Below are 21,239 nucleotides of genomic sequence, written 5' to 3'. Positions count from 1 at the left end.
AGTTGTGTTAAAAAAAATCCTCCGATTCCTCGGAGGATTTTTTCTTTATAGAGTGGGCATACTGTTCGCCGCTTCATTATAAACTGTTCAATACGTCAGACGCCGCGTTCACCATATCTTCCGCCTTCTTCTGCTTCAACGCGTTGATCTCGAATTTCTTCAACACTTTATCCAGCTCCGCTCCTTTACCGGCCTCTTTCAGTATCCTTATTTTCTCATATGCCTGCACGCCTTCTATCATCCTTTCAAAACGGATGGAAGAGCGCGGGCCGGGGTATACCAGGTAAGTATCACCCGCCGCCCAGGTTTTAAACCGGGAATCCTGCAGGGGGTCTTTCACCCAGCAATTGTACGCCCAGCGCAGGTAGCCGGAGTAGTTTTTAGCTGCGGCATGCCAGCCCAGCCAGGCAGATTCTGCCGGTGGTGAAAAAGTGAACGTGTTGGGAAAACCTTCGCTGCAGCAGGTATACACCGTGCTGGGCCAGCCTTTGCCCAAGCGCTCCTTTTTTTCCTCCGCTGTAAAATCCAACCCTGACGCTACACAATAATCATAAATATCATTCACCAGCTCCTTATGGTAGAGGCCGGCCAGGGATATCTTGAAATCCTTGTCTACACTGCGTATCAGCGCAATGGCCTTTTGCATGGACTCCAGCGGGCGCTCGTCCATCGCAATGGAGGTGATGTCAAACCAGCCTTTTGACTTCAGGTGGCGAGCAAAGTCAGTCAACATGGGGCGCCAGTGCTGATCATATTCCGGCGTACCCGGCTTGGCCACCAGCGCTTCATCCTTACCGCTGGCCTCATCGTGATAATAAAACTTCAGGTTCCAGGGTATCATGCTGAAGCAGGCAATTTGTTTGTTGATACCTGTCTCCTGCATGAAAGACACCCATTTGTCAAATACAGTGTAGTCAAAGCTCCAGGAGCCGTCCTTTTTCTTTGTCCACTTGATCATGTCACCGTAAATATCATAGGTCTGGCTGTTCCAGGGGTCATAAATGATGCTGGTGGTAATCACTTTCTGCCCTGCGTTGGCCAACATTTTCATATACGGGCGCATGGCATCAAAATGTTCCTTGCTCCAGAGCGGCGTGTTATGCACGCGGGCAACAGCATAGGGGCTCTGCCAGAGGTCGAGGTGAAAAGCCCAGTCTTTGGGCTGTGGCAGGGTACGCTCCACCACTGTAATTTCAAATGGCAGGCTGGCGGGCAGGTAGCCGGCTGCCGTTTTCACTTTTACGGCCCCTTTGTACACGCCGGCAGGCGTTTGCGGGGGCACTGTTACGCTCAGCCATACAGGCTGCACGTTATTGGCATTCACGTCTATGGCTGGGATGATGTCAATGCCGTCTGCCACCAGTGAAGAGTCGAAGTTTTCCGGCTTGCGGTGGCCGCAGCCGCCGCCTTCGCTGTTCAGCTCGTCCGTCATCACGTACCGCACAAAGCCCGGTGTAATGGCTGCAGCAGGAATTTTATTGCCGTTACCGTCTTTCATATCCGATTTTTCGATGCTGACGTTCCTGAGCGCTTTGGTAGTGTAGATCACAAATTGGCTATGCACCTTTTCCCCTTTCCAGGCCCTTGTTTTCCAGGTAGAACGCAGGGTTGATGCATCGGGGGCAAAAATCTTGTCGTAGCGCACATCAGCCGTACCAAAAAAGGCATGGGCGCCGGGTTTCACCGTGCTCCAGGCCACCGGGTCTACCGGCCTGGGGTCAGGCAGTTCTTTGTAGTTAGCTTGCTGGGCATGAGCAGCGTTAGCAAGGGCCGCAAGTAGCAGGGCGGCGCAGACGTGTCTTATCATAGCTGATTACGTGTTAGGAAGCACTAAATATAATACCTGTTGTGCAACCTTACAAGCCGTTAATCTTCATACCGGTACCTGTCTGCCACCCGCCGCAGCTGCAGGTTGGTTACCGGTGCTACTACCAGCGGGAACTTCTCAATGGTTACATAGCTGGAATCAAGGCCGAAGCCGCGTTCTTCAGACAGGCCCATCTTTTTCAGGATAAAATACAGGCGCATAATGATCCGCTCGTGCAGCGGCAGGTCATTATCGTGCGAAAGGAACTTTTCCATGACAATAAACTGGAAATCTCCCACCACGTTGTTTTTGCTCAGGGATTCATAACGGCTGGTGATGTTCACCTCCTTGTTGCGCACCATGTCTTCCACCACCATCCTGAACATGAGGTTGATGCGCTGCTCCACCCTGAAGCCCAGCCTGAATTCCACCCTGATCACTTCATTGGGAATGATGGTTTGTACCGTGTATTCGCTCATGTACGGTTCATCTACCACGTCTACATGCACAAACCAGTAGATATCAGCGCGTTTCGGCTTTTTATTGAGCACGGAGTAGATGATCTTGTGCTCTATCTCCTTCGGATTGTCTGCGCTGGTCATGTACACCAGGTGGGTGGCGTATTTGGGAATGGAAGAATCGTTGCTCAGCTCCTGCAGGATGGGCAGGTAATCTTCCAGCTTCACGAACTCCACGTAACGGTTTTTGATCTTCCTGGAGCGGAACCATACGTACATCACCAGGAACAGGCCGCCGGCCACAATAACGGTCACATAACCGCCGTGCATGAATTTCACGAGGTTGGCAAACAGGAACGAGAACTCTATGGTGAGATATACGGCCAGGTACAAGCCGATCCACAACAGCCGTACCCTGCGGGTATACAGGTAAAACGCGAACAGACAGGAGGTCATCAGCATACAAATGGTGATAGACAGGCCGTAGGCCGCCTCCATGGCGGAAGACTCCTTGAATATCAATACAATGGCTACGCAGCCGGCAAACAGCATCAGGTTAATGCCGGGAATGTACAATTGCCCCCTTAATTCCGTGGGATAATTGATTTTGAGCTTGGGCCACAGGTTAAGCCGCATAGCCTCCGAAATGAGCGTAAATGAGCCGGAAATGAGGGCCTGGCTGGCAATAATGGAAGCAATGGTAGCTATCAGCACCCCGAAGATCACGAACCATTCCGGCATGATGCTGAAAAAAGGATTTTCACCGGTGAGCACCTTTCCGCGCTGCGTAAGCAGCCACGCGCCCTGGCCCAGGTAGTTGAGTATGAGGGAAGATTTTACAAATATCCAGGATACACGGATGTTGCCCCTGCCGCAGTGGCCCAGGTCTGAATACAGCGCCTCCGCCCCGGTGGTACAGAGGAATACGGCGCCCAGTATCAAAAAGCCGTGGGGATACAGCGTAAGCAGTTCTATGGCGTACCAGGGGTTAAATGCCTTCAGCACGGAAAGGTCATCAGCAATATGGGAAAGGCCCAGCACGGCCAGCATGCTGAACCAGATGATCATAATGGGGCCGAACATTTTGCCGATGCTCATGGTGCCGAACTGCTGCATGAAGAACATGCCACTAATAATGGCCAGCACTATTTTCACGATGGTCCACTCCCCCAGGTCACGGAACACCGGGAGGGTGCGCAAACCTTCAATGGCGGAGGTAACTGTGATGGGCGGGGTGATGATGCCGTCTGCCAGCAGGGCGGCGCCTCCTATCATCCCGAAAACGACTGTCCATTTGCCGTGCCGCCGTACCAGGGCATAGAGGGAGAAAATGCCTCCTTCCCCCTTGTTGTCTGCCTTCAGGGTGAGCACAACGTATTTAATGGTGGTTTGCAGGGTGAGCGTCCAGATAATGCAGGAAATACCGCCTATCACCAGCAGGTCGCTGATTTCGTTAGTGCCCACAATTGCCTTGAAAACGTAGAGCGGAGAGGTGCCGATATCGCCGTAGATAATCCCCAGTGCCACAATGAGGCCGGCCAGGGTAGCTTTATTGAAGTCTTTAACCACGCTAGATACAACTTATGAAGGTCAAATGTAGTGATTATTATAATGCTGGGAAGAAAATTTGGCAGTGCCGGGAGGATGGGATGGGCTTAATAAAAAAGAGGCCCGCCGGAAAGCGGACCTCTTTTTTTAATATTTACCAGGGTGAGCTGTATTAGTTGGCGGGAGCCAGGTCTACAGTTGAAGATTCACCCGGAGTGTTTTGTTTGATGAAGCGACCGCGGTCAATACCTTGTTTGTCAGCCAGGTAGTCGATCACAGCGTCAACACGACGGCTGCTCAGGTCAACACCACCTTTCTTGCCTTTGGCACCAGCGTGGCCGGTAACCAGTACGTTACAAGAAGGATTGGAGCGGAGGGAGTTAGCCACGCTGCTCAGGATTGCTTCATTGTCGCTGGAAATTTTGGTAGAGCTGCCTTTGAAAGCTACGCTGGGCAGAACCAGGCTAGCGCAAGGGGTAGCTTGAACCATGTTTTTGCAGCACTCAGGATCCGGGCATTTGCCTACGCCGTCAGCGTCAACAGGCTGGCAATAAGTCGGAGTGATGAGTTGTTTGTCTTTGTAGTCGGGAACGCCGTCACCGTCTGTATCTTTAGCTACACCGTGAGAATCAACAGGTGCACCTGCAGGGGTGTTGGGTTCGCGGTCGAACTGGTCAGTTACGCCGTCGCCGTCAGAGTCAGGCAGCACCGGAGTAGGCAGTTTCATACGACGGGGGCTGTTCAGCTCGTTGTAAGCGAAGTCCAGCGGGTTAACCCACCAGAGCGGTTCAACACGTTTGTTGGGGTTGCCCAGGTTGAAGTTCAGGCGAACGCTGGTGTAAGAGAAGAAGTCTTTGCTGCCATCATAAGCACCGGCGGTGTAACCGTCCAGGTAATCGTCGAAGGGCAGGGTCAGTTTTTCTTCAACACCGATGTTGAAACGTTTAGACACTTTGAAAGCGATACCAGTACCTACTTCCAGCGCGTGGCGCAGGAGCTGGTTGTCGTCGTTACGGCCGATCTGGATGCGGTTGCCCTGAGAAGGAGCGTTTTGCTCATACTTCTTGTCATGCAGGTTTTTCAGATCGTCACGGATGTCTTTTTTCTTGCCACCGAAGTTGATGGAACCGTAGTTGTAAGCTCCGCCGCTGGCGTTCAGGGCGTCTACGTCAACGTCAGCAGCCATGATGCCGTAACCGGCCAATACATACCAGTTCACTTTAGGCTGTGCTTTGTAGAACAGGATGTTGCTCAGAGAAGCGATCAAGTTCAAAGACAGCTGGTGAGTGGCAGTTTTGTAAGCGGGAACGATCATACCGCCGTTAGCATTGGCAGTAGTGTTGTACGCACCACCTACAGTATTGGGTTTCAATTGATAATCCAGACCGTAGTCGAAAGAACCGGTATACTCACCTCTGATAGAGAAGGTATGACCCAGTGCTTTTCTCAGAGAGATACCGCCGCCAAAACCGGGCAGAGCGGCAACGTCACCTTTAATAAAGTGGTAACCGCCGTGCAGGCCAAGTTCCCACATGTTTCTGGGTTTTGCCGGGTAGTCGGACTGGTTGTTCCTGAAGCTGTTGAATTGCGCCATATTCTTAGCCGAAACTTTAGAGGAGTCCAGGGCGTCATATGAGGGTTTAACCTGCGCAAAACCTGGAGATGCTGCCAGAAGAGTCATTGCACCTGCCAGTAGTAAGTACTTTTTGCTTGCCATAATTGTTTTTTTATTTAAAAACTGTTAAAGATTTTACAATTAACGCGTTTTTTACCAAGCAAAGGTAAAAATCCTAAATGAATATACAAATTTTTCTTGCGATTTTATTTGTATTGATAACTGCCTCAAAACTAGAGGTTAAATTAAAGAACATTCAGGTAATGTATACAAATTCGGGGCCAAATTTGCAAAATGTGGTATTTTAGGCCTAGTTTAGCGAACCTTTTTATTATATACATGGAGGAAATTAAACAACTGATCGGGAAGGAATTACAGGATTTCGAAGGCAAGTTCGCGGATGCAGTGAAGAGCAATGTTCCCCTGCTGGACCGTATAATGCATTACATTGTAAAGCGGAAAGGCAAACAGATCAGGCCCATGTTCGTTATTCTCTCCGCCCGCCTCTTCAGCCCGCAGATCAACGAAACCACCTACCGCGCCGCCGCCCTGGTGGAGCTGCTCCATACCGCCACCCTGGTGCATGACGATGTGGTAGACGACTCCCTGGAACGCCGCGGCTTTTTCTCCGTGAACGCCCTCTGGAAAAACAAGATCGCCGTGCTGGTGGGTGACTACCTGCTCACCAAAGGCCTGCTCTTGTCACTCAATAACAAAGACTTCCGCAGCCTGGAAATACTGACCACCGCCGTGAGGGAAATGAGCGAAGGAGAGCTGCTGCAACTGGAAAAAACACGCAAGCTGGACATCAAGGAAGATATCTATTTCGAGATCATACGGCGTAAAACCGCCTCCCTCCTGGCCTCCGCCTGCGCCGCCGGCTCCTGGAGCACCACCGAGAACGATGAAACGGTAGAACAGATGCACCTCTTCGGCGAAAAAGTAGGCATCGCCTTCCAGATCAAGGACGATCTGTTCGATTACGGCTCCGCCAACATCGGCAAGCCCACCGGGAACGACATCCGGGAAAAGAAAATGACCCTCCCCCTCATTTATACCCTCCAGCATTGCCCGCAAGACCAGAAAAGGCACATTATCAATATCGTAAAGAATCACAATACGGACAAAGACAAGGTAAATGAAGTGATTGCCATGGTGAGAGAAAGCGGCGGCATAGAGTATACCCGCCAGAAAATGCTGGAGTACCGCGATGAGGCGCTGGCCATCCTGTACCGCTTCCCGGAAAGCACCGTCCGCAACGGGCTGGAGTCACTGGTCCGTTATACTACCGACCGTAAATTTTAACCGTTTCCTGTTATTTTCCCGGTTTTGGCATAAACATCCTGCGCATTGCAGCGATAATACGCTAATCATCCTTATATTACAACAACAAGACTGATTCAACACCGGAAGCAATTCCCGCACAAGCCAATTCTTTCATGCAGAAACGCTGGACACTCAAGAAATATCAACCAAACAAGGAACAACAACTGCAGGCCGCTTTAAAGATACATCCCTTACTGTGCAGGCTGCTTGTTCAGAGGGGTATTACAAAATTTGAAGAAGCCCGGCATTTTTTCCGGCCATCCCTGGAGGACCTCCACGATCCCTGGGCCATGAAGGATATGGACAAAGCGATTTCCCGCCTGGAAGAAGCTTTTTTCAGGCATGAGAAAATATTAATATATGGCGACTATGATGTAGACGGCACTACCGCCGTGGCCACCGTATATGGTTTTTTAAAAGGTATTTACGACAACATCGAATTTTACATCCCTCACCGCTACCGCGAAGGGTACGGCGTATCCTACCAGGGCATTGACTACGCGAAAGACAATGATTTTTCGCTGGTAATTGCATTGGACTGCGGCATCAAGTCTATAGCACATATTGCCTATGCACGCGAAGCCGGCATAGATTTCATTATTTGCGACCACCACCTGCCAGACGCGGAGCTGCCAGACGCGGTGGCCATTCTGAACCCGAAACAGGCAGACTGCCCCTACCCTTACAAAGAGCTGAGCGGCTGCGGCATCGGCTTCAAACTGATCAGCGCCCTGGCCCAGAAAAAGGGCGTGCCCATGCAGGATGTGTATTGTTACCTGGACCTGGTGGCCACCAGCATAGCCGCGGATATTGTGCCCATGACGGGCGAGAACCGCATTCTGGCCTACCATGGCGTAAAACAGGTGAACGAAACGCCCAGCGCCGGCATCCGCGCACTGATACAGCTCAGCAACCTGAAGGAAAAACTGACCACTTCCAACCTCGTGTTCGTGATTGCGCCCAGGGTAAACGCCGCCGGCAGAATGGACGATGCCCGCAAAGCGGTGAACCTCTTCATTGAAAAAGATTTCGACAAGGCCTACGCTTTTGCTGAAATGCTGCACGGGGATAACCTGGAAAGGAAAGGAATAGACATGAACATCACGCAGGAGGCGGTGAGCATTATACAGAACGATATTGCGCTGCATACCCGCAAATCCACCGTACTGTTCCAGCCCCACTGGCACAAAGGGGTGGTGGGCATTGTAGCGTCCCGCCTGATAGACAAATATTATTACCGCCCCACCATCATCCTCACCCAGAGCAATGACAAGGTAGCAGGTTCCGCCCGCTCCGTATCGGGCTTTAATGTATATGAGGCCATTCACCAGTGTAAAGACCTCCTGGAGAACTACGGCGGACACTTTTATGCCGCGGGCATGACCCTGAAGCCGGAAAACGTGGCCGCCTTCCAGCAAAGGTTTGAAGACGTAGTGGCCGCCACCATTCACCCTGACATGCTCATACCCGAGATCGTGATCGATACGGAAATCAATTTATCAGACCTCACCCCCTCTTTTTATAATATCATGCGGCAGTTTGAACCGCTGGGCCCGGAAAACCTGCGGCCCGTGTTCCTGGCCCGCAACCTGACAGACACCGGCTATTCCAAAATAGTAAAGGAAGAACACCTGAAACTGTCTGTCAAACAATCCAACAGCACAGCGTTTTCAGGCATCGGCTTTTTTATGGCAGACAAATTTGACATCGTTACCAGCAAAAAACCGTTTGACATGGTATTCACCCTGGAGGAAAACGAATGGAACGGCAACATCAGCCTGCAGCTCAAGGCAATTGACATACTGCCCTCCAGGTAGCCCCCTGATGGTATTATATTACCACCCCCCTCAACCGACCCTCAAGCGAACGTGAAGCGAAGGTGAAGCGAAGGAGAAGCGAAGGAGAGCACTGTTAAAATAGTATCACTTTAATACTAAAAAGCCGCCCCGTTACCCGGAGCGGCCCTTTCTTTCAATAGGTGTAAATGCCTTATTGCTTTTTTTGCTGGTTCAGCCAGGTGTATAACGCAGGGTCGTTGTAAGCTTTTGTCCAGGCGTCATGGCCACCGGTGGGATTTTCGGTATACTTCACCAGGGTGCCGCCGCAGGCTTTGATGGCATTCACCATGTTGCGGGAGCCGGCTACGCCCACGGTATAATCATCTGCATTATGAAAGGCCCAGATAGGCATGTCTTTCAGTACACAGGCCCTGGAAGGCGTACCTGCGCCGCAAATGGGCACCGCCGCGGCAAATTTTTCCGGGAACTTCACCGCCCAGTCCCATACGCCATAGCCGCCCATGCTCAGGCCGGTAAGGTATACGCGGGAGGGATCAATGTTGTACTGTTTCAGGATGTCTTCATACAAAATGTTCAGGGCTGCCACGTCCCAGGTCATGTTCGGCTTGCATTGCGGAGATACCACTATGAAAGGGAAATCAGGTTCCTGTGCCGCGCGTACGGCCAGGCCGGAGCGCTTCACCTGGTTCAGGTCTGTTCCCCGCTCTCCCACGCCATGTAAGTAAATGATCACCGGCCATTTGGTGGTCTTCTTTTCGTTGTAGCTGGCAGGTATCTGCAGCACGTAATCAGTAACGGTGGTGGCGCCGTTCACCTTCTTGAAGGTTACGCCGGTTTGCTGGTTCACAAAATTCTCGGCAGGAGCAGTGGGTGGCGCAGGTGTTGGCGTTGGTTTTACTTCGGTTTTTCCAGTGTCTGGCGTTACTTCGGCGCTGCCTTCGTCACGCGAGCAGGCAGAGAACATCAATAAACAAGCAAGCCCTAGCGTGGCCGCTTTTGCTAAAGGATTTTTGAATTGCGTCATGTCAGGTTTTTCTGTGATACGGTAAATAAAAAATATGGTTCTTCAATAACGCGGCCAAGGGGCAAGTATTGTACCAAAAAAATAAGCTGGTAGCGCTGAAACCCGCTACCAGCTTATGTTATTTTCATAATGCGTCAGGATTTGTTATATAAAATCCATTCACGCTGATTCCGTTCCCATCAGCTCCACGCTCCTTTGTACAAAGGCGGTGAGATCTGCACCGGTCAATAAATTTTGCGACAGCAATGCCAGGTCTGCAAGGTTGCGCACCTGTTTCTGCTGCCGGTCTGTATTGCCTTCTTTCAGTATCTGCTGGTAAATGGGATGATTGGCGTTTACCGTCATCGTAATTTCATCAGGCATGTTGGCTGCCCAGCTGCTCATGGAGCCGCCCATAGCCGCCATATCTTTCATGCGGCGCATAAACTCGGAGCGGGTTACGATCACCGGCTGCTCCGCCACATTCAGGCCTTTCAGCTCCACCTTGATGTTGGGCTGCGGCAATTGCTGGCCAAAGAGGTCTTTCAGCTGGCCTTCCTGCTCTTCGCTTAACACGCTTTGCGCCTGCGCTTCATTATTGATCAGGTTGTCTGCAATGTCTGCATCTACACGGGTAAACTGTACGTTCTCCCATTTCATTTCCATCTGGTTGATGAACCCGGCGTCTACCAGCGTATCCAGCTTCACCACCTTGTAGCCTTTGGCTTCCGCGGCTTTGATGTAACTGTCTTGCTGCACGGTGTTGGTAGCATAGAGTATCACCAGTTTGTTGTCTTTATTGGTTTGCAGTGTGCCTGCGGCGGTGCGGTACTCTTCCAGCGTATAAAAATCCTTGCCGTTCACATCGCCCATGATGTGGAATTTGTTGGCCTTGTCCAGGAACTTGTCTTCCGTCATCATACCGTATTTCACGAACAGGCCGATGTGCTCCCACTTTTCTTCAAACGCCTCGCGGTCCGTACGGAACATCTCGTCCAGCTTGTCTGCCACCTTTTTAGTGATATGCGCATTGATCTTTTTCACATTGGGATCTCCCTGCAGGTAGCTGCGGCTCACGTTGAGGGGAATGTCCGGCGAGTCTATCACACCATGCAGCAGCATCAGGAATTCCGGCACGATGTTCTTCACCTCATCCGTTACAAACACCTGGTTGCTGTACAGGTTGATCTTGTCTTTTTGTATTTCGTACGTTTTGGTGATTTTGGGGAAATACAGGATGCCGGTAAGGTTGAAAGGATAATCTACGTTGAGATGGATCCAGAACAGGGGCGCTTCCGCAAAGGGATATAGCTCTTTGTAAAAATTCTCATAGTCTTCCTGGCTCAGCTCACTCGGCTTTTTCACCCAGGCGGGCGTGGTATTGTTGATCTGCTTGTCTTCAAACCTGATGGGCACCGGCAGGAAGCGGCAGAATTTCTCCAGGATGGTGCGGATGCGGTTTTCGTCCAGGAACTCTTCACTTTCTTCGTTGATGTGCAGTACAATATCTGTACCTCGTTCTGCCTTTTCAGTTTCTTCCAGCTGGTATTCAGGGCTGCCGTCACACTCCCAGCGCACGGCCTTTGCATCCGGCCGCCAGGAGCGGGTAAAGATCTCCACCTGGCCGCTCACCATAAAGGAAGAATAGAAACCCAGGCCAAAATGCCCGATGATGTTGGCGCCGTTTTCCTGGCCTTTGTATTTTTTCACAAATTCTTCCGCGCCGGAAAAGGCTACCTGGTTAATGTATTTATCCACTTCTTCAGCCGTCATGCCTACGCCGCGGTCTGAAATAGTGATGGTCTTTTTTTCTTTGTCGAGACTTACGGTAATGTCTGTACTGCCCAGCTCTCCTTTGAACTCACCAACGCTGGCAAGGGTTTTCAGCTTCTGCGTTGCATCCACTGCATTGCTCACCAGTTCTCGCAGGAAAATGTCGTGGTCAGAATAAAGGAACTTTTTAATAATGGGGAAAATGTTTTCTGTTTGTACACGTATGGCGCCTTTCTGCATAATAAAACGAGTTTTTTGACGGTAACCTCCCGTTCAAAGGCTGTGCCACGGCGGCGCAGGCTGACAAGATGACCGGGGGATGGGATATTAACAAAAACATCATGCCGGCCTTGCCTCCCGAATGCCGGAACTGACGTAAATTCGGGAAGAAATCAGTTCCCCCAAAAACCATCTTCTTATGATCAAACCTCTACCCCTCCTGTTTTTGCTGGCCCCCGTAATGGCACTGGCACAGGCCAGCAACCCCGCCCCGCAGGGTTTGCCTTATTTCCAGGATTTTTCTGCCCTGGCCCACAGCGCCACCGTGCTGCCCGCTGGCTGGCAGGGCTGGGCGTTAAGCGGCGCGCCATCCGGCAGCTTCAACACCGCCCCCGCAGCCGGCAACAAGCCCCTGGCAGCGGGCAGCAGCGCCTCCAGCACAACTAACGGGGTGCATAATTACAATGGTAAGGCAGGCTTTCTGAACAGCGGATCGGCAGACAACGCCCTGGTGCTGAGCGTCAATACCACGGGCAATACCGGCATACGCGTGGGTTTCCTGGTAATGACCCTGCGCAACCCTTATGATGGCGGCAGCAACACCCGCATCAATGAAGCAGTGCTGCAATACCGCGCAGATACCACTGCAGGCTTCACCAGCCTGCCCGCCACCGCCTACAAGAACAATACCACGCAGCAAACGGCTTCCGGGGTAACCACTCCGCAAAACCCGGTATACCAGGAGGTGCTGCTGCCGGCAGACTGTGAGAACAAGCCCGTGGTGCAGCTCCGGTGGGTCAACCGGCAGGTGAGCGGCGGCGGCTCTCGGCCGTCATTTGCCATTGACAGCATTACCGTGGCCGGGGCGAGCGGAGATTCCATCCCACCGCAGGCCAGCGCCTTTACACCCGCGCCCGGAACTGTTAGCGTACAGCCGGGAACGGCCCTGGTGGTTACTTTCAACGAAAACATCAAAAAGAACGCTGGCGCAGTTACAATTCACGACCGCAGCCTGGGTACCGCTCAAATAATAGACATACAGACCCCTTCCATTACCATTGACGGCAGCAGCCTGCGTATCAGCGCCACCACCCGCGGCAACCGGGCTTACTATGTTACTATAGACAGCAATGCCATACAGGATTCCAACGGCAACGGCTTTGCCGGCATTACGGATACGGCCTGGCATTTCAGCACCGGCCCGCAGTTACTCGACTTTGACTTTACTGACTGCATCACCGGCCTGCCGGGCGGCTTCAGCCAGTACAGCGTAACCGGCGCCCAGGAATGGGCTTGCACCAGCTTCGGCCAAACAGGCCAGGGCGTGCAGATCAACGGCTTTGCCTCCGGCGCCCGGGAGAATGAAGACTGGCTGATTTCCCCCGTGCTGGACCTCAGCACCTTCCACTACCCGCTGCTGGCCTTTGCCAGCCGCAGCGCATTTGCAGGCCCGGCGCTGGATCTGCGGATATCAACAGATTACAGCGGCAGCGGAGACCCGCGCCTCGCCACGTGGACGGCACTGAACGGCCGTTTCCCCGAAGTGGGCTCCGACGCCTGGAAAACTTCTTCCGGCATCAACCTGGCCGCCTATAAGGGTACAGACGTATACCTGGCCTGGGTATACACCTCTTCTCCGGAACTACAGGCCAGCCGGTGGACGGTAGACGATATCCACATCACCCACTCCGCCATCCCACCGCCGCCCACGGTAACCACCATGCCCGCGCAGCTGGACTTCGACTATGTGAAAGCCGGCCAGCCATCCACGCCCCAGCCTTTCACGTTCTGGGCCAATGACCTCACCGGGCCCCTGCAGGTAACAGCGCCAGCAGGCTTTGAAATTTCGAACGATAAGGTGCAGTATTTCCCCTCCCTCACCTACACGCCTTCCGGCCCGGTTACCATATGGGCCAGGTTTGTGCCGGGCGCGGCCAACCAGTATTACAGCGGGGCCATCAGCTTCAGCTCCGCCGGCCTGGCGGCACAACAGGTGGCCCTTGCCGGTACTTCCCTGCGCACCCTGAAAGTGGTGAACTGGAACATGGAATGGTTTGGGCACCTGCAGTTTGGCCCCACGGATGAGGCCCTGCAGCAGGCCAACGCCCTGAAAGTGTTCAGGCATGCGGACGCAGATATCTATGCCCTCAGCGAAGTGGTAGACACCATCCGCCTCAAGGCGCTGGTAGATTCCCTGCCGGGCTACCGTTACACCGTTTCTGATTTTGGCTCTTATGTAGACAGCCTCACCGCGCCCAAATATGACAGCGCCCAGAAGCTGGCTTTCGTGTACCGTGACTCGCTGGTGAAAAACCTCCGCACCTACGGGGTATTGCGGCAAGGCGCCAGCGCCGATGCGTACAACAACTGGTCTTCCGGCAGGTTCCCCTACCTGATGGAAAGCAACGTTACCCTCAATGGCGATACCGCCCGCATCCATTTTATCGTGATACATGCCAAGGCCAATACCGGCAATACGGCAGATAAAATTGAAAGCTGGTACCGGCGGAGGAACGGGGCGAAAGAGCTGAAAGACACACTGGATACGCATTTCCCTTACAAAAACGTACTGGTGCTCGGAGATTTTAACGATGATTTTGACCGCACCATTACCACTGAAATGCCGGATACCACCACCTCTTATATCGATTTCAAGCTGGATTCCGCCAACTATACCCCCTTCACCTATTCCCTGAGCCTGGCGCGGCAACGGTCTACCGCCAGCTTTGCCGACATGATAGACCATGCCATGGGCACCAATGAAATGTTGTACGCTTACGTGCCTCAATCTGCCAGGGTATTGCGCAGCGTGGAAAGCCTCATACCTTCCTACGCCAGCCGCACCTCAGACCACTTCCCCGTAGCCACCCGGTACGATGTGAGGGTACTGGCCCGCCCGGTGGTGATCAGCCAGTTTACCGCCAGGGCCTCCGGCGGCGGGGTGGCGCTGAGCTGGGAAACGGAAAGGGAGATCAACAACAGCCATTTTATAGTAGAAAGAAGCGCCCAGCAGCGCAGTTTCAGCCCTATAGACACCGTGCCTTCCACGGCGCCCAACGGGCAGGGTACCACCTATCTCCGGCAAGATGACAGCGTATTGCCCGGCTACTGGCATTACCGCCTCAAACAGGTGGGGAAAGACGGCACGGTGCAGTACAGCGGGGTACAGAGCGTGCTGGTGCTCAGCAAGGAAGCCTGGTTCCGGCTGCTGTGCTTCATACTGGGCCGGCAGCTGCATATTTACCTGGATGCTCCGCAAAGCGGGCCGGCCTCCATACAACTAATTGATATGCAGGGAAATATCAGATACCAGGCACAGGTAGGCTTCACAAAGGGCCGGAATGTAAAAACGGTGGATATAGGGCAAATGCCGCCCGGCATTTACCTGTTGCGGGTGCAGAGCGGGAACCGGGCTGAAGTGAAAAAAGTATTTATATACCGCTGATAATTAACCCATTGGATAGAAAAACCGGGGCAACGCCGTTTACCCCGGTTTTTTTTGCCCCGGAATGGCCGTAAATTCGCGCCCATAAAGCGCAGAATCAAAAAAATACCCCTATCTTTGCACTCCATTTTATTTTTTTATTCTTTACAAACAAGGGAAAATTTATGTCAAACTACGAATTGATGGTGATCTTTACCCCTGTGCTTTCTGAGGAAGACTACAAGGCTGCCCAGAAAAAATTTGCTGACCTCGTTACAGAAAACGGCGGCGAATTGGTGCACGAGAATCCCTGGGGTTTAAAATCACTGGCGTACCCGATCCAGAAAAAAACCACGGGCATGTACCTGGTTCTGGAGTTCAAGGCGCCATCCGACTTCAATGAGAAGCTGAAAATTCAGCTCAACCGCGATGAAAATGTATTGCGTTACATGGTCACCAAACTGGACAAGCACGCGCAGGCGTACAATGCCAAAAAAAGAGGTACCTACGATGCTGAACCTAAACCCGTAGAAGCTTAAAGTTATGGCAGTTAAACAAGAGATCAAGTACTTAACCGCGGTTAAGCAAGAGAAGCGCCAGAAAAAGTACTGCCGCTTCAAGAAATTGGGTATCAAGTATGTAGATTACAAAGATGCCGAGTTTTTGAAAAAATTCCTGAATGATCAGGGCAAAATGCTGCCTCGCCGTATCACCGGTAACTCGCTGAAATTCCAGCGCAAGGTGGCTGAGGCTATCAAGAAAGCTCGTCAAATGGCTTTATTGCCTTATGTTACTGACCTTTTAAAGTAAGAAACAATGCAAGTAATCTTAATACAAGACGTAGATAATCTGGGCCAGAAGAACGAACTGGTAAACGTGAAAAACGGTTACGCCAGGAACTTCCTGATCCCCCAGAAGTTTGCTGTGGAAGCAAGCCCTTCCAACCTGAAGCAGCTCAACGAGCGTGTAAAGGTACAGAAGGTGAAAGAAGAGAAGATGTTGGCCGAGATCGCGAAAGTGGTGGAAGTGCTGAAAGCTTCTCCTGTGAAGATCGGTGCTAAAACCGGTACTTCCGGCAAGATCTTCGGTAGTGTTACCGGCGTTCAGATTGCCCGCGCTATCAAAGAGCAGAAAGGATATGAAATTGACCGTCGCCGTATCCACATCCTGGGCGATGTAAAAGAACTGGGTTCCTACAAAGCCCGCCTCGATTTCGGTAAAGGCAATGACGCCGAACTGGAATTTGAAGTGGTGGCCGAGTAAGCGCCTGACGATATGCTTTAAAAAAGGTTGTTCCTCCGGGAGCAGCCTTTTTTTGTTGTTATATGCCAGGGAAAGATATGACTAAAGCAGACGCAGGAACACAATAGTGCCCCAATGGTGACAGGCCCTGTTGTCAGCAAAGGGAGGCCCTTTAGGCCGGCCCTCATCCTTCACTTCCCTGTACCGCAACAATTTCACCTGTAACATTGTTGTTTTATCATCCAATCACCCCTCAACACATCCTGTCATGAAACAGTTTATTGCAATTGTAATCCTAATGGCCCTTGCCGGCTCCGCTGCGCTTGCGCAAAGCAGCCTGCCTAAATCCGCTCCTGCCCCTGCCTCCGCTCCCAAACCCACTGCCGCGGCGCCGCAAGTGCTGGACGCTGCCAAAGCCCAGGGCTTTGATGTGAAAAGCATGGCCAATTCCATTTTGGGCAAACTCACGCCAGCGCTTGGCCTCAGCGCCGTGCAAAAACCAGGTGTGCTGAATGCCGTAACCGGCTTCCTGACAGATAAATCAGGCATTATGGGCCTCGCCAAAACAGACAAAGCGGCCTATGCCACCAAATTTGCCGGCCTGCAAAACGGACTACTGGGAAAACTGAAAACGATCTTGTCTGTAGCGCAATACACCAAGTTTCTGGGGCTGAAACCGAAAACCAACGATGTTACCAACGTATTGTCACAGCTATTCTTTTAAGATATTTATATCCCTGCCTCAAAGGGGTGCCTTGTTGAACAGGGCGCCCTTTTTTTATTCGTACCGCAGCGCCACAATGGGGTCAAGCCGGGAGGCCTTTATGGCGGGGTAAATACCGGAAATCAATCCTACGGCGGCACACAGTCCAATGCCAATGCATATCCAGAGCCAGGGGACCACAAAGCTGGAGCCCAGCGCCAGTGACATGATATTGCCCACCATCATGCCCAGCACCACGCCCAGCAAACCGCCCATTACGCTGATGATGATGGCCTCAAACACGAACTGTTGCCGGATGGTGGGGGCCGTGGCGCCCAGCGCCTTGTTCACCCCTATTTCGCGGGTGCGCTCGGCTACAGATACCAGCATGATGTTCATCAGGCCAATGGCGGAGCCAAAGAGCGTAATGAACCCGATGATGGCTGCGGCTACCGTTACCGTGCTGAGGTTGCGGAAGAGCATTTCCGCCACGCTGTCACTACGGCTGATATAAAAATTGTTTTCTTCGTTCACCGCCATTTTGCGGATAATGCGGAAAACACCGGTAGCCTCTCCAATAGCGGCTTCCAGCTTTGAAATATCGTCTACGTTCACGTTGATCTGATAGGTGGCGTTAGGCCGGTTGAATACCCGCCGGGTACTGGTAACGGTGGTGAGCACCACATTGTCTGCGCTGAAAACGTTGCTGCTGCCCTTGCTCTTGAGAATGCCTATTACCCGGTAGCGCACGTTCCCTACGCGCACAGCGGAGTTGAGGGCTTGTTCCGGCTTGTCGGGAAAGAGTTTCTTTACCACGTCGTTACCCAATATGGCCACGTTGCGGCCAGATTCCATGTCTGCGCTGTTGAAATTGCGGCCCATGGAAAGGTCATAGTTATTCAGCGGCAGGTAATTTTCATCTCCGCCTACTACCTGTACGGTAGGATTGGTCTTTTTATCGTCTTTATACACCGTCATGCCGCCGCCGGCACGGAAGGAAACGCCTGTTACCGCGGGGAAGGTATACCGCTTCTTGAAGTCCATAGCCTCCCGGAAAGTGATCAGTTTATTGCGGTTGGAGCTGCGTACCCTCATTTTTCGGCTGGAGCCGCGGGTGGCATTGCCGGAGCCGCCCATGCGGATGATCATTTCCCGGTTGCGGATAGAGAAGCCGCTGGCGCCCATGCTGGCAAAACTGTCGTAAATTTTTCCCTTCATGGCGTCTATAGCTGTCAAAATACCTACCAGCGCCATTATACCAAAAGCAATAATGGCTATAGTGAGGCCTGCCCGCAGGCGGTTTGCACTGATAGAACGGAGCGCGAGGGAAAAAATATCTCTGACTTTCATAACAACGGTTAACTAAAGTTAATGTAATTCCCCTTTAAAAACGCGCGTACGGGATGAACGGCATAAAAAAGAAAAGCGCCTCCGGCAGGAAGCGCTTCAATATTTTACAGCCGCACGGTTTACAGGAACTGCAGCACCAGGCCGGGGAAAATGCCCAGTATGATCACAATGGCCGCGGCAACCACCAGCATGCTTTTAAAGCCGCCGGTTACTGGCACGGAAGTTTCCGCCTCCCCGGGCTTGAAATACATGGCCATGATCACCCTGAAGTAATAATAGGCGCTGATAGCGGCACACAGCACACCCAGTATTACCAGCCAGAGCATATGGCCCTGCTGCACCACGGCGCTGAGCAAAAAGTATTTGGCAAAGAAGCCGGCGGTTAAGGGAATACCGGCCAGAGACAGCAAAAATATGGTGTTGGCCAGCGCCAGCAGGGGTTGGCTGCGGGCCAGGCCGTTGTAGCCTTCAAAAGTATAGTCTTTCAGCTTGAGCAGAATGGCAAAAATACCAATGGTAGCCACGCTGTAGGCAATGGCATACAGAATGATACCCTGGGTGGCCGTTTCATTAAAGGCCAGCACAGCAAACAGCATAAAACCGGCCTGCGCAATACTCGAGTAAGCCAGCATTCTTTTCACACTCTGCTGGAATACTGCGGTGAAGTTACCAATAAGCAGGGTGGCCGCTGTTATCAGCGCAATGATCAGCTGCCAGTGGCCGGTAATGGAACCTTCGCTGAAGCTTACATGGAACAGGCGGATGAAGGCAATAAAGCTGGCGGCTTTCACAATGGTGGCCATAAACGCGGTGAACACGGTAGGCGAGCCGTCATATACGTCAGGCGTCCAGAAGTGGAAGGGGGCGGCAGATACTTTGAAGGCCAGCGCAAAACCTGTCAGCAAAATACCGCTGAGCGCCAGGGGAGACAGGTCTCCGGTGCCCAGGCCCATTTCACGGATGTTGAAGGTGCCGCAAGCGCCATACAGCAGGGCAATGCCCATCAGCAGCAAGCCCGTGGTGAAAGAGCCCATCAAAAAGTATTTCAGCGAAGCCTCATTGCTTTTCAGGTTCTTTTTATCAGCCCCGGCCAGTATGTATTGCGGTATGGAAATAATTTCAATGGCCAGGAACAGCATGAGCAGGTTGCTGAAAGACGCAGTGAGCATTATACCGGCTAGTATAAAAAATATGAGGGCAAAGTAGTCCGCCACATCGTTCCCTACCTTTTCAAAGGCGCTGCCGCACAGCAAAAAGTACAGCAGGGTGGTGCCAATGGCAACGGCGTTGAACAAAACGGAAAAGGTGCTGACCTCCACCATGCCATACAGCATCATGCTGCTGCCACCGGCCAGTTGACCATCGTACCAGTTTGCTATAAAGGCAACAATAGCTCCGGCAATGGCATAGTATTTAATGTGCTGCTTATTTTTCACAAACAGTCCTACAATCATCAGAACAATCCCGAATAAAGCAGTAGAAATTAATGCGTTCATATCTTAACGTTACAGAATCTCTATTTTAAATTATTTCACCCATGCCGTTGCGTTCACAATTGCCGTGGTGCTTTGCACCAGCTCCAGTAAAGGTTTGGGGTATACGCCCAGGAAAAAGATAACGGCTATGATAGCCGCGGCAGCCAGCAGCTCTCCTGTTTTCAGGTCTGCCGTAGAGGCCGTCAGCGTATTGGCTTCCCCGAAAATCACTTTCTGCAGCATGTTCAGCATGTATACGGCAGCCAGTATAATGGCCACGCAGGCTACAGCCGCAAACCAGGGGTTGTACTGGAACAGGCCGCTGAACATCAGGAACTCGCCGATGAAACCATTGGTAAGCGGCAGGGCAATATTGGCCAGGCTCACCACCACCAGCACAATGGCCAGCTTGGGCGCATAAGCCGCAATGCCGCCCATCTCACGCATATCTTTAATGCGGAGGCGGTTCTGTATCACTTCCACCACTATCCACAAACCAATGATGTTAATGCCGTGGTTGAACATCTGCACCTGCACGCCCTGCATGCTCTGCTCGTTGTTCACAAAAATGGCCGCGCTCATGAGGCCGATGTGGGCAATGGAAGAATAAGCGATCAGGCGTTTGAAATCAGACTGCATAATGGCGATGCAGGAGGCGTAGATGATGCCGATAACAGACAGCACAATGGCCACTTCCTGCCACATGTACGCGCCCTGGGGCAGTACCGGCAGCAGCCAGCGGATCACACCGAAAAGGCCCATCTTCACCATTATACCGCTCAGCACCATGGTAACCGGCGTGGGAGATTGTTCGTAAGTATCCGGCTGCCAGGTATGGAAGGGGAATACCGGCATCTTGATGGCAAAGGCCACAAAAAAGAGCCAGAACAACCAGGATTGTTCCTGTGCGCTGATCTGCAGGGAGGTGAAAGCCGTCCAGCTGAAAGAATGATCAGGTGTCTGGAAATAGATATAGATAATGCCTACCAGCATCAGCAGGGAGCCGGCAAACGTATATACAAAGAACTTGAAGGTAACCGGCACGGCCCTTTCACCGCCCCACATGGAGCAGAGGAAGTACACGGGAATAAGCGCCAGCTCCCAGAACACGTAAAACAGCAGGGCATCATAGGCAGTAAACACGCCAATGAGACCGGCCTGGGATAGCAGCATGAGGCCGTAGAAGGCGCCGGGCCGGTCATATTCCCTGTTATATACCGTGATGAAGATGAGCGGGAACGAGATGGCGGTAAGCAGGCACAGCATGGTGCCCATTCCATCCAGCCCTACATTGAACTGGCTGCCCAGCTGGGGAATCCAGCTTTGGGAAAACTGCAGGCTTTCCGGTGCAGCGCTGAACTGCTGCCAGGCCACTATTGCAACTACCAGTGAGGCAAAGGATGACAACAAGCTGAATACCTTGGCGCCCTGCCCTTTCAGCCCGAACGTGACCAGCCCTGTTATTAAAGGAATCAATATGAGTAATACTGTCAACAT

Annotated in this window: 15 protein-coding genes; 7 read left to right on the top strand and 8 right to left on the bottom strand. The window is 52.2% G+C overall.

What is annotated here, in order from left to right:
• Positions 1–76: 76 nt before the first annotated feature.
• From ABDW36_RS18020 to ABDW36_RS18010, 3 genes are all read right to left on the bottom strand, one after another.
• Complete coding sequence (locus ABDW36_RS18020; RefSeq protein ID WP_343703320.1) at positions 77–1,807, bottom strand: glycoside hydrolase domain-containing protein; 1,731 nt, start codon at positions 1,805–1,807, stop codon at positions 77–79.
• Between the two features lie 59 nt (positions 1,808–1,866).
• Positions 1,867–3,834, bottom strand: coding sequence for a KUP/HAK/KT family potassium transporter (locus ABDW36_RS18015; RefSeq protein ID WP_343703319.1), 1,968 nt, complete (start codon positions 3,832–3,834; stop codon positions 1,867–1,869).
• Between the two features lie 151 nt (positions 3,835–3,985).
• A complete protein-coding gene (locus ABDW36_RS18010) occupies positions 3,986–5,407 on the bottom strand; it encodes an OmpA family protein (RefSeq protein ID WP_343703318.1) in 1,422 nt (473 codons plus the stop codon).
• Positions 5,408–5,767: 360 nt separating this feature from the next.
• Here ABDW36_RS18010 and ABDW36_RS18005 point away from each other — a divergent pair, with 360 nt between their 5' ends.
• The gene (locus tag ABDW36_RS18005; protein ID WP_343703317.1) at positions 5,768–6,733 is read left to right on the top strand and encodes a polyprenyl synthetase family protein; all 966 of its coding nucleotides are present in this window, start codon (positions 5,768–5,770) and stop codon (positions 6,731–6,733) included.
• Between the two features lie 134 nt (positions 6,734–6,867).
• Positions 6,868–8,571 (top strand): single-stranded-DNA-specific exonuclease RecJ, encoded by a 1,704-nt coding sequence (gene recJ / locus ABDW36_RS18000; RefSeq protein WP_343703316.1) that lies wholly within the window; start codon positions 6,868–6,870, stop codon positions 8,569–8,571.
• A 172-nt stretch (positions 8,572–8,743) separates the two neighbouring features.
• Here recJ and ABDW36_RS17995 read toward each other — a convergent pair whose 3' ends face one another.
• The gene (locus ABDW36_RS17995; RefSeq protein WP_343703315.1) at positions 8,744–9,577 is read right to left on the bottom strand and encodes a hypothetical protein; all 834 of its coding nucleotides are present in this window, start codon (positions 9,575–9,577) and stop codon (positions 8,744–8,746) included.
• A 159-nt stretch (positions 9,578–9,736) separates the two neighbouring features.
• A complete protein-coding gene (gene htpG / locus ABDW36_RS17990; protein WP_343703314.1) occupies positions 9,737–11,569 on the bottom strand; it encodes a molecular chaperone HtpG in 1,833 nt (610 codons plus the stop codon).
• 178 nt (positions 11,570–11,747) lie between these two features.
• Here htpG and ABDW36_RS17985 point away from each other — a divergent pair, with 178 nt between their 5' ends.
• From ABDW36_RS17985 to ABDW36_RS17965, 5 genes are all read left to right on the top strand, one after another.
• Positions 11,748–14,993, top strand: coding sequence for an Ig-like domain-containing protein (locus ABDW36_RS17985; protein WP_343703313.1), 3,246 nt, complete (start codon positions 11,748–11,750; stop codon positions 14,991–14,993).
• Between the two features lie 164 nt (positions 14,994–15,157).
• A complete protein-coding gene (gene rpsF / locus ABDW36_RS17980) occupies positions 15,158–15,511 on the top strand; it encodes a 30S ribosomal protein S6 (protein WP_119078555.1) in 354 nt (117 codons plus the stop codon).
• A gap of 4 nt (positions 15,512–15,515) precedes the next feature.
• Positions 15,516–15,782, top strand: coding sequence for a 30S ribosomal protein S18 (gene rpsR, locus ABDW36_RS17975; protein WP_119078554.1), 267 nt, complete (start codon positions 15,516–15,518; stop codon positions 15,780–15,782).
• Between the two features lie 6 nt (positions 15,783–15,788).
• Positions 15,789–16,235: a 50S ribosomal protein L9 gene (gene rplI, locus ABDW36_RS17970; RefSeq protein WP_343703312.1), complete on the top strand. Its 447-nt coding sequence runs from the start codon at positions 15,789–15,791 to the stop codon at positions 16,233–16,235.
• Positions 16,236–16,482: 247 nt separating this feature from the next.
• Positions 16,483–16,938, top strand: coding sequence for a hypothetical protein (locus ABDW36_RS17965; RefSeq protein ID WP_343703311.1), 456 nt, complete (start codon positions 16,483–16,485; stop codon positions 16,936–16,938).
• A gap of 54 nt (positions 16,939–16,992) precedes the next feature.
• Here ABDW36_RS17965 and ABDW36_RS17960 read toward each other — a convergent pair whose 3' ends face one another.
• From ABDW36_RS17960 to ABDW36_RS17950, 3 genes are all read right to left on the bottom strand, one after another.
• Complete coding sequence (locus ABDW36_RS17960; protein ID WP_343703310.1) at positions 16,993–18,267, bottom strand: ABC transporter permease; 1,275 nt, start codon at positions 18,265–18,267, stop codon at positions 16,993–16,995.
• 119 nt (positions 18,268–18,386) lie between these two features.
• Positions 18,387–19,763 (bottom strand): NADH-quinone oxidoreductase subunit N, encoded by a 1,377-nt coding sequence (locus ABDW36_RS17955; protein ID WP_343703309.1) that lies wholly within the window; start codon positions 19,761–19,763, stop codon positions 18,387–18,389.
• Positions 19,764–19,793: 30 nt separating this feature from the next.
• Positions 19,794–21,239 carry an NADH-quinone oxidoreductase subunit M gene (locus ABDW36_RS17950; RefSeq protein WP_343703308.1) on the bottom strand — a complete coding sequence of 482 codons (1,446 nt, stop codon included), beginning with the start codon at positions 21,237–21,239 and terminating at the stop codon, positions 19,794–19,796.

Origin of the sequence: Chitinophaga sp., assembly GCF_039596455.1 — a bacterium.
Lineage (GTDB): Bacteria > Bacteroidota > Bacteroidia > Chitinophagales > Chitinophagaceae > Chitinophaga.
Note: the sequence above shows the minus strand (reverse complement) of the source record. Positions and strands in the feature narration are given on the sequence as shown.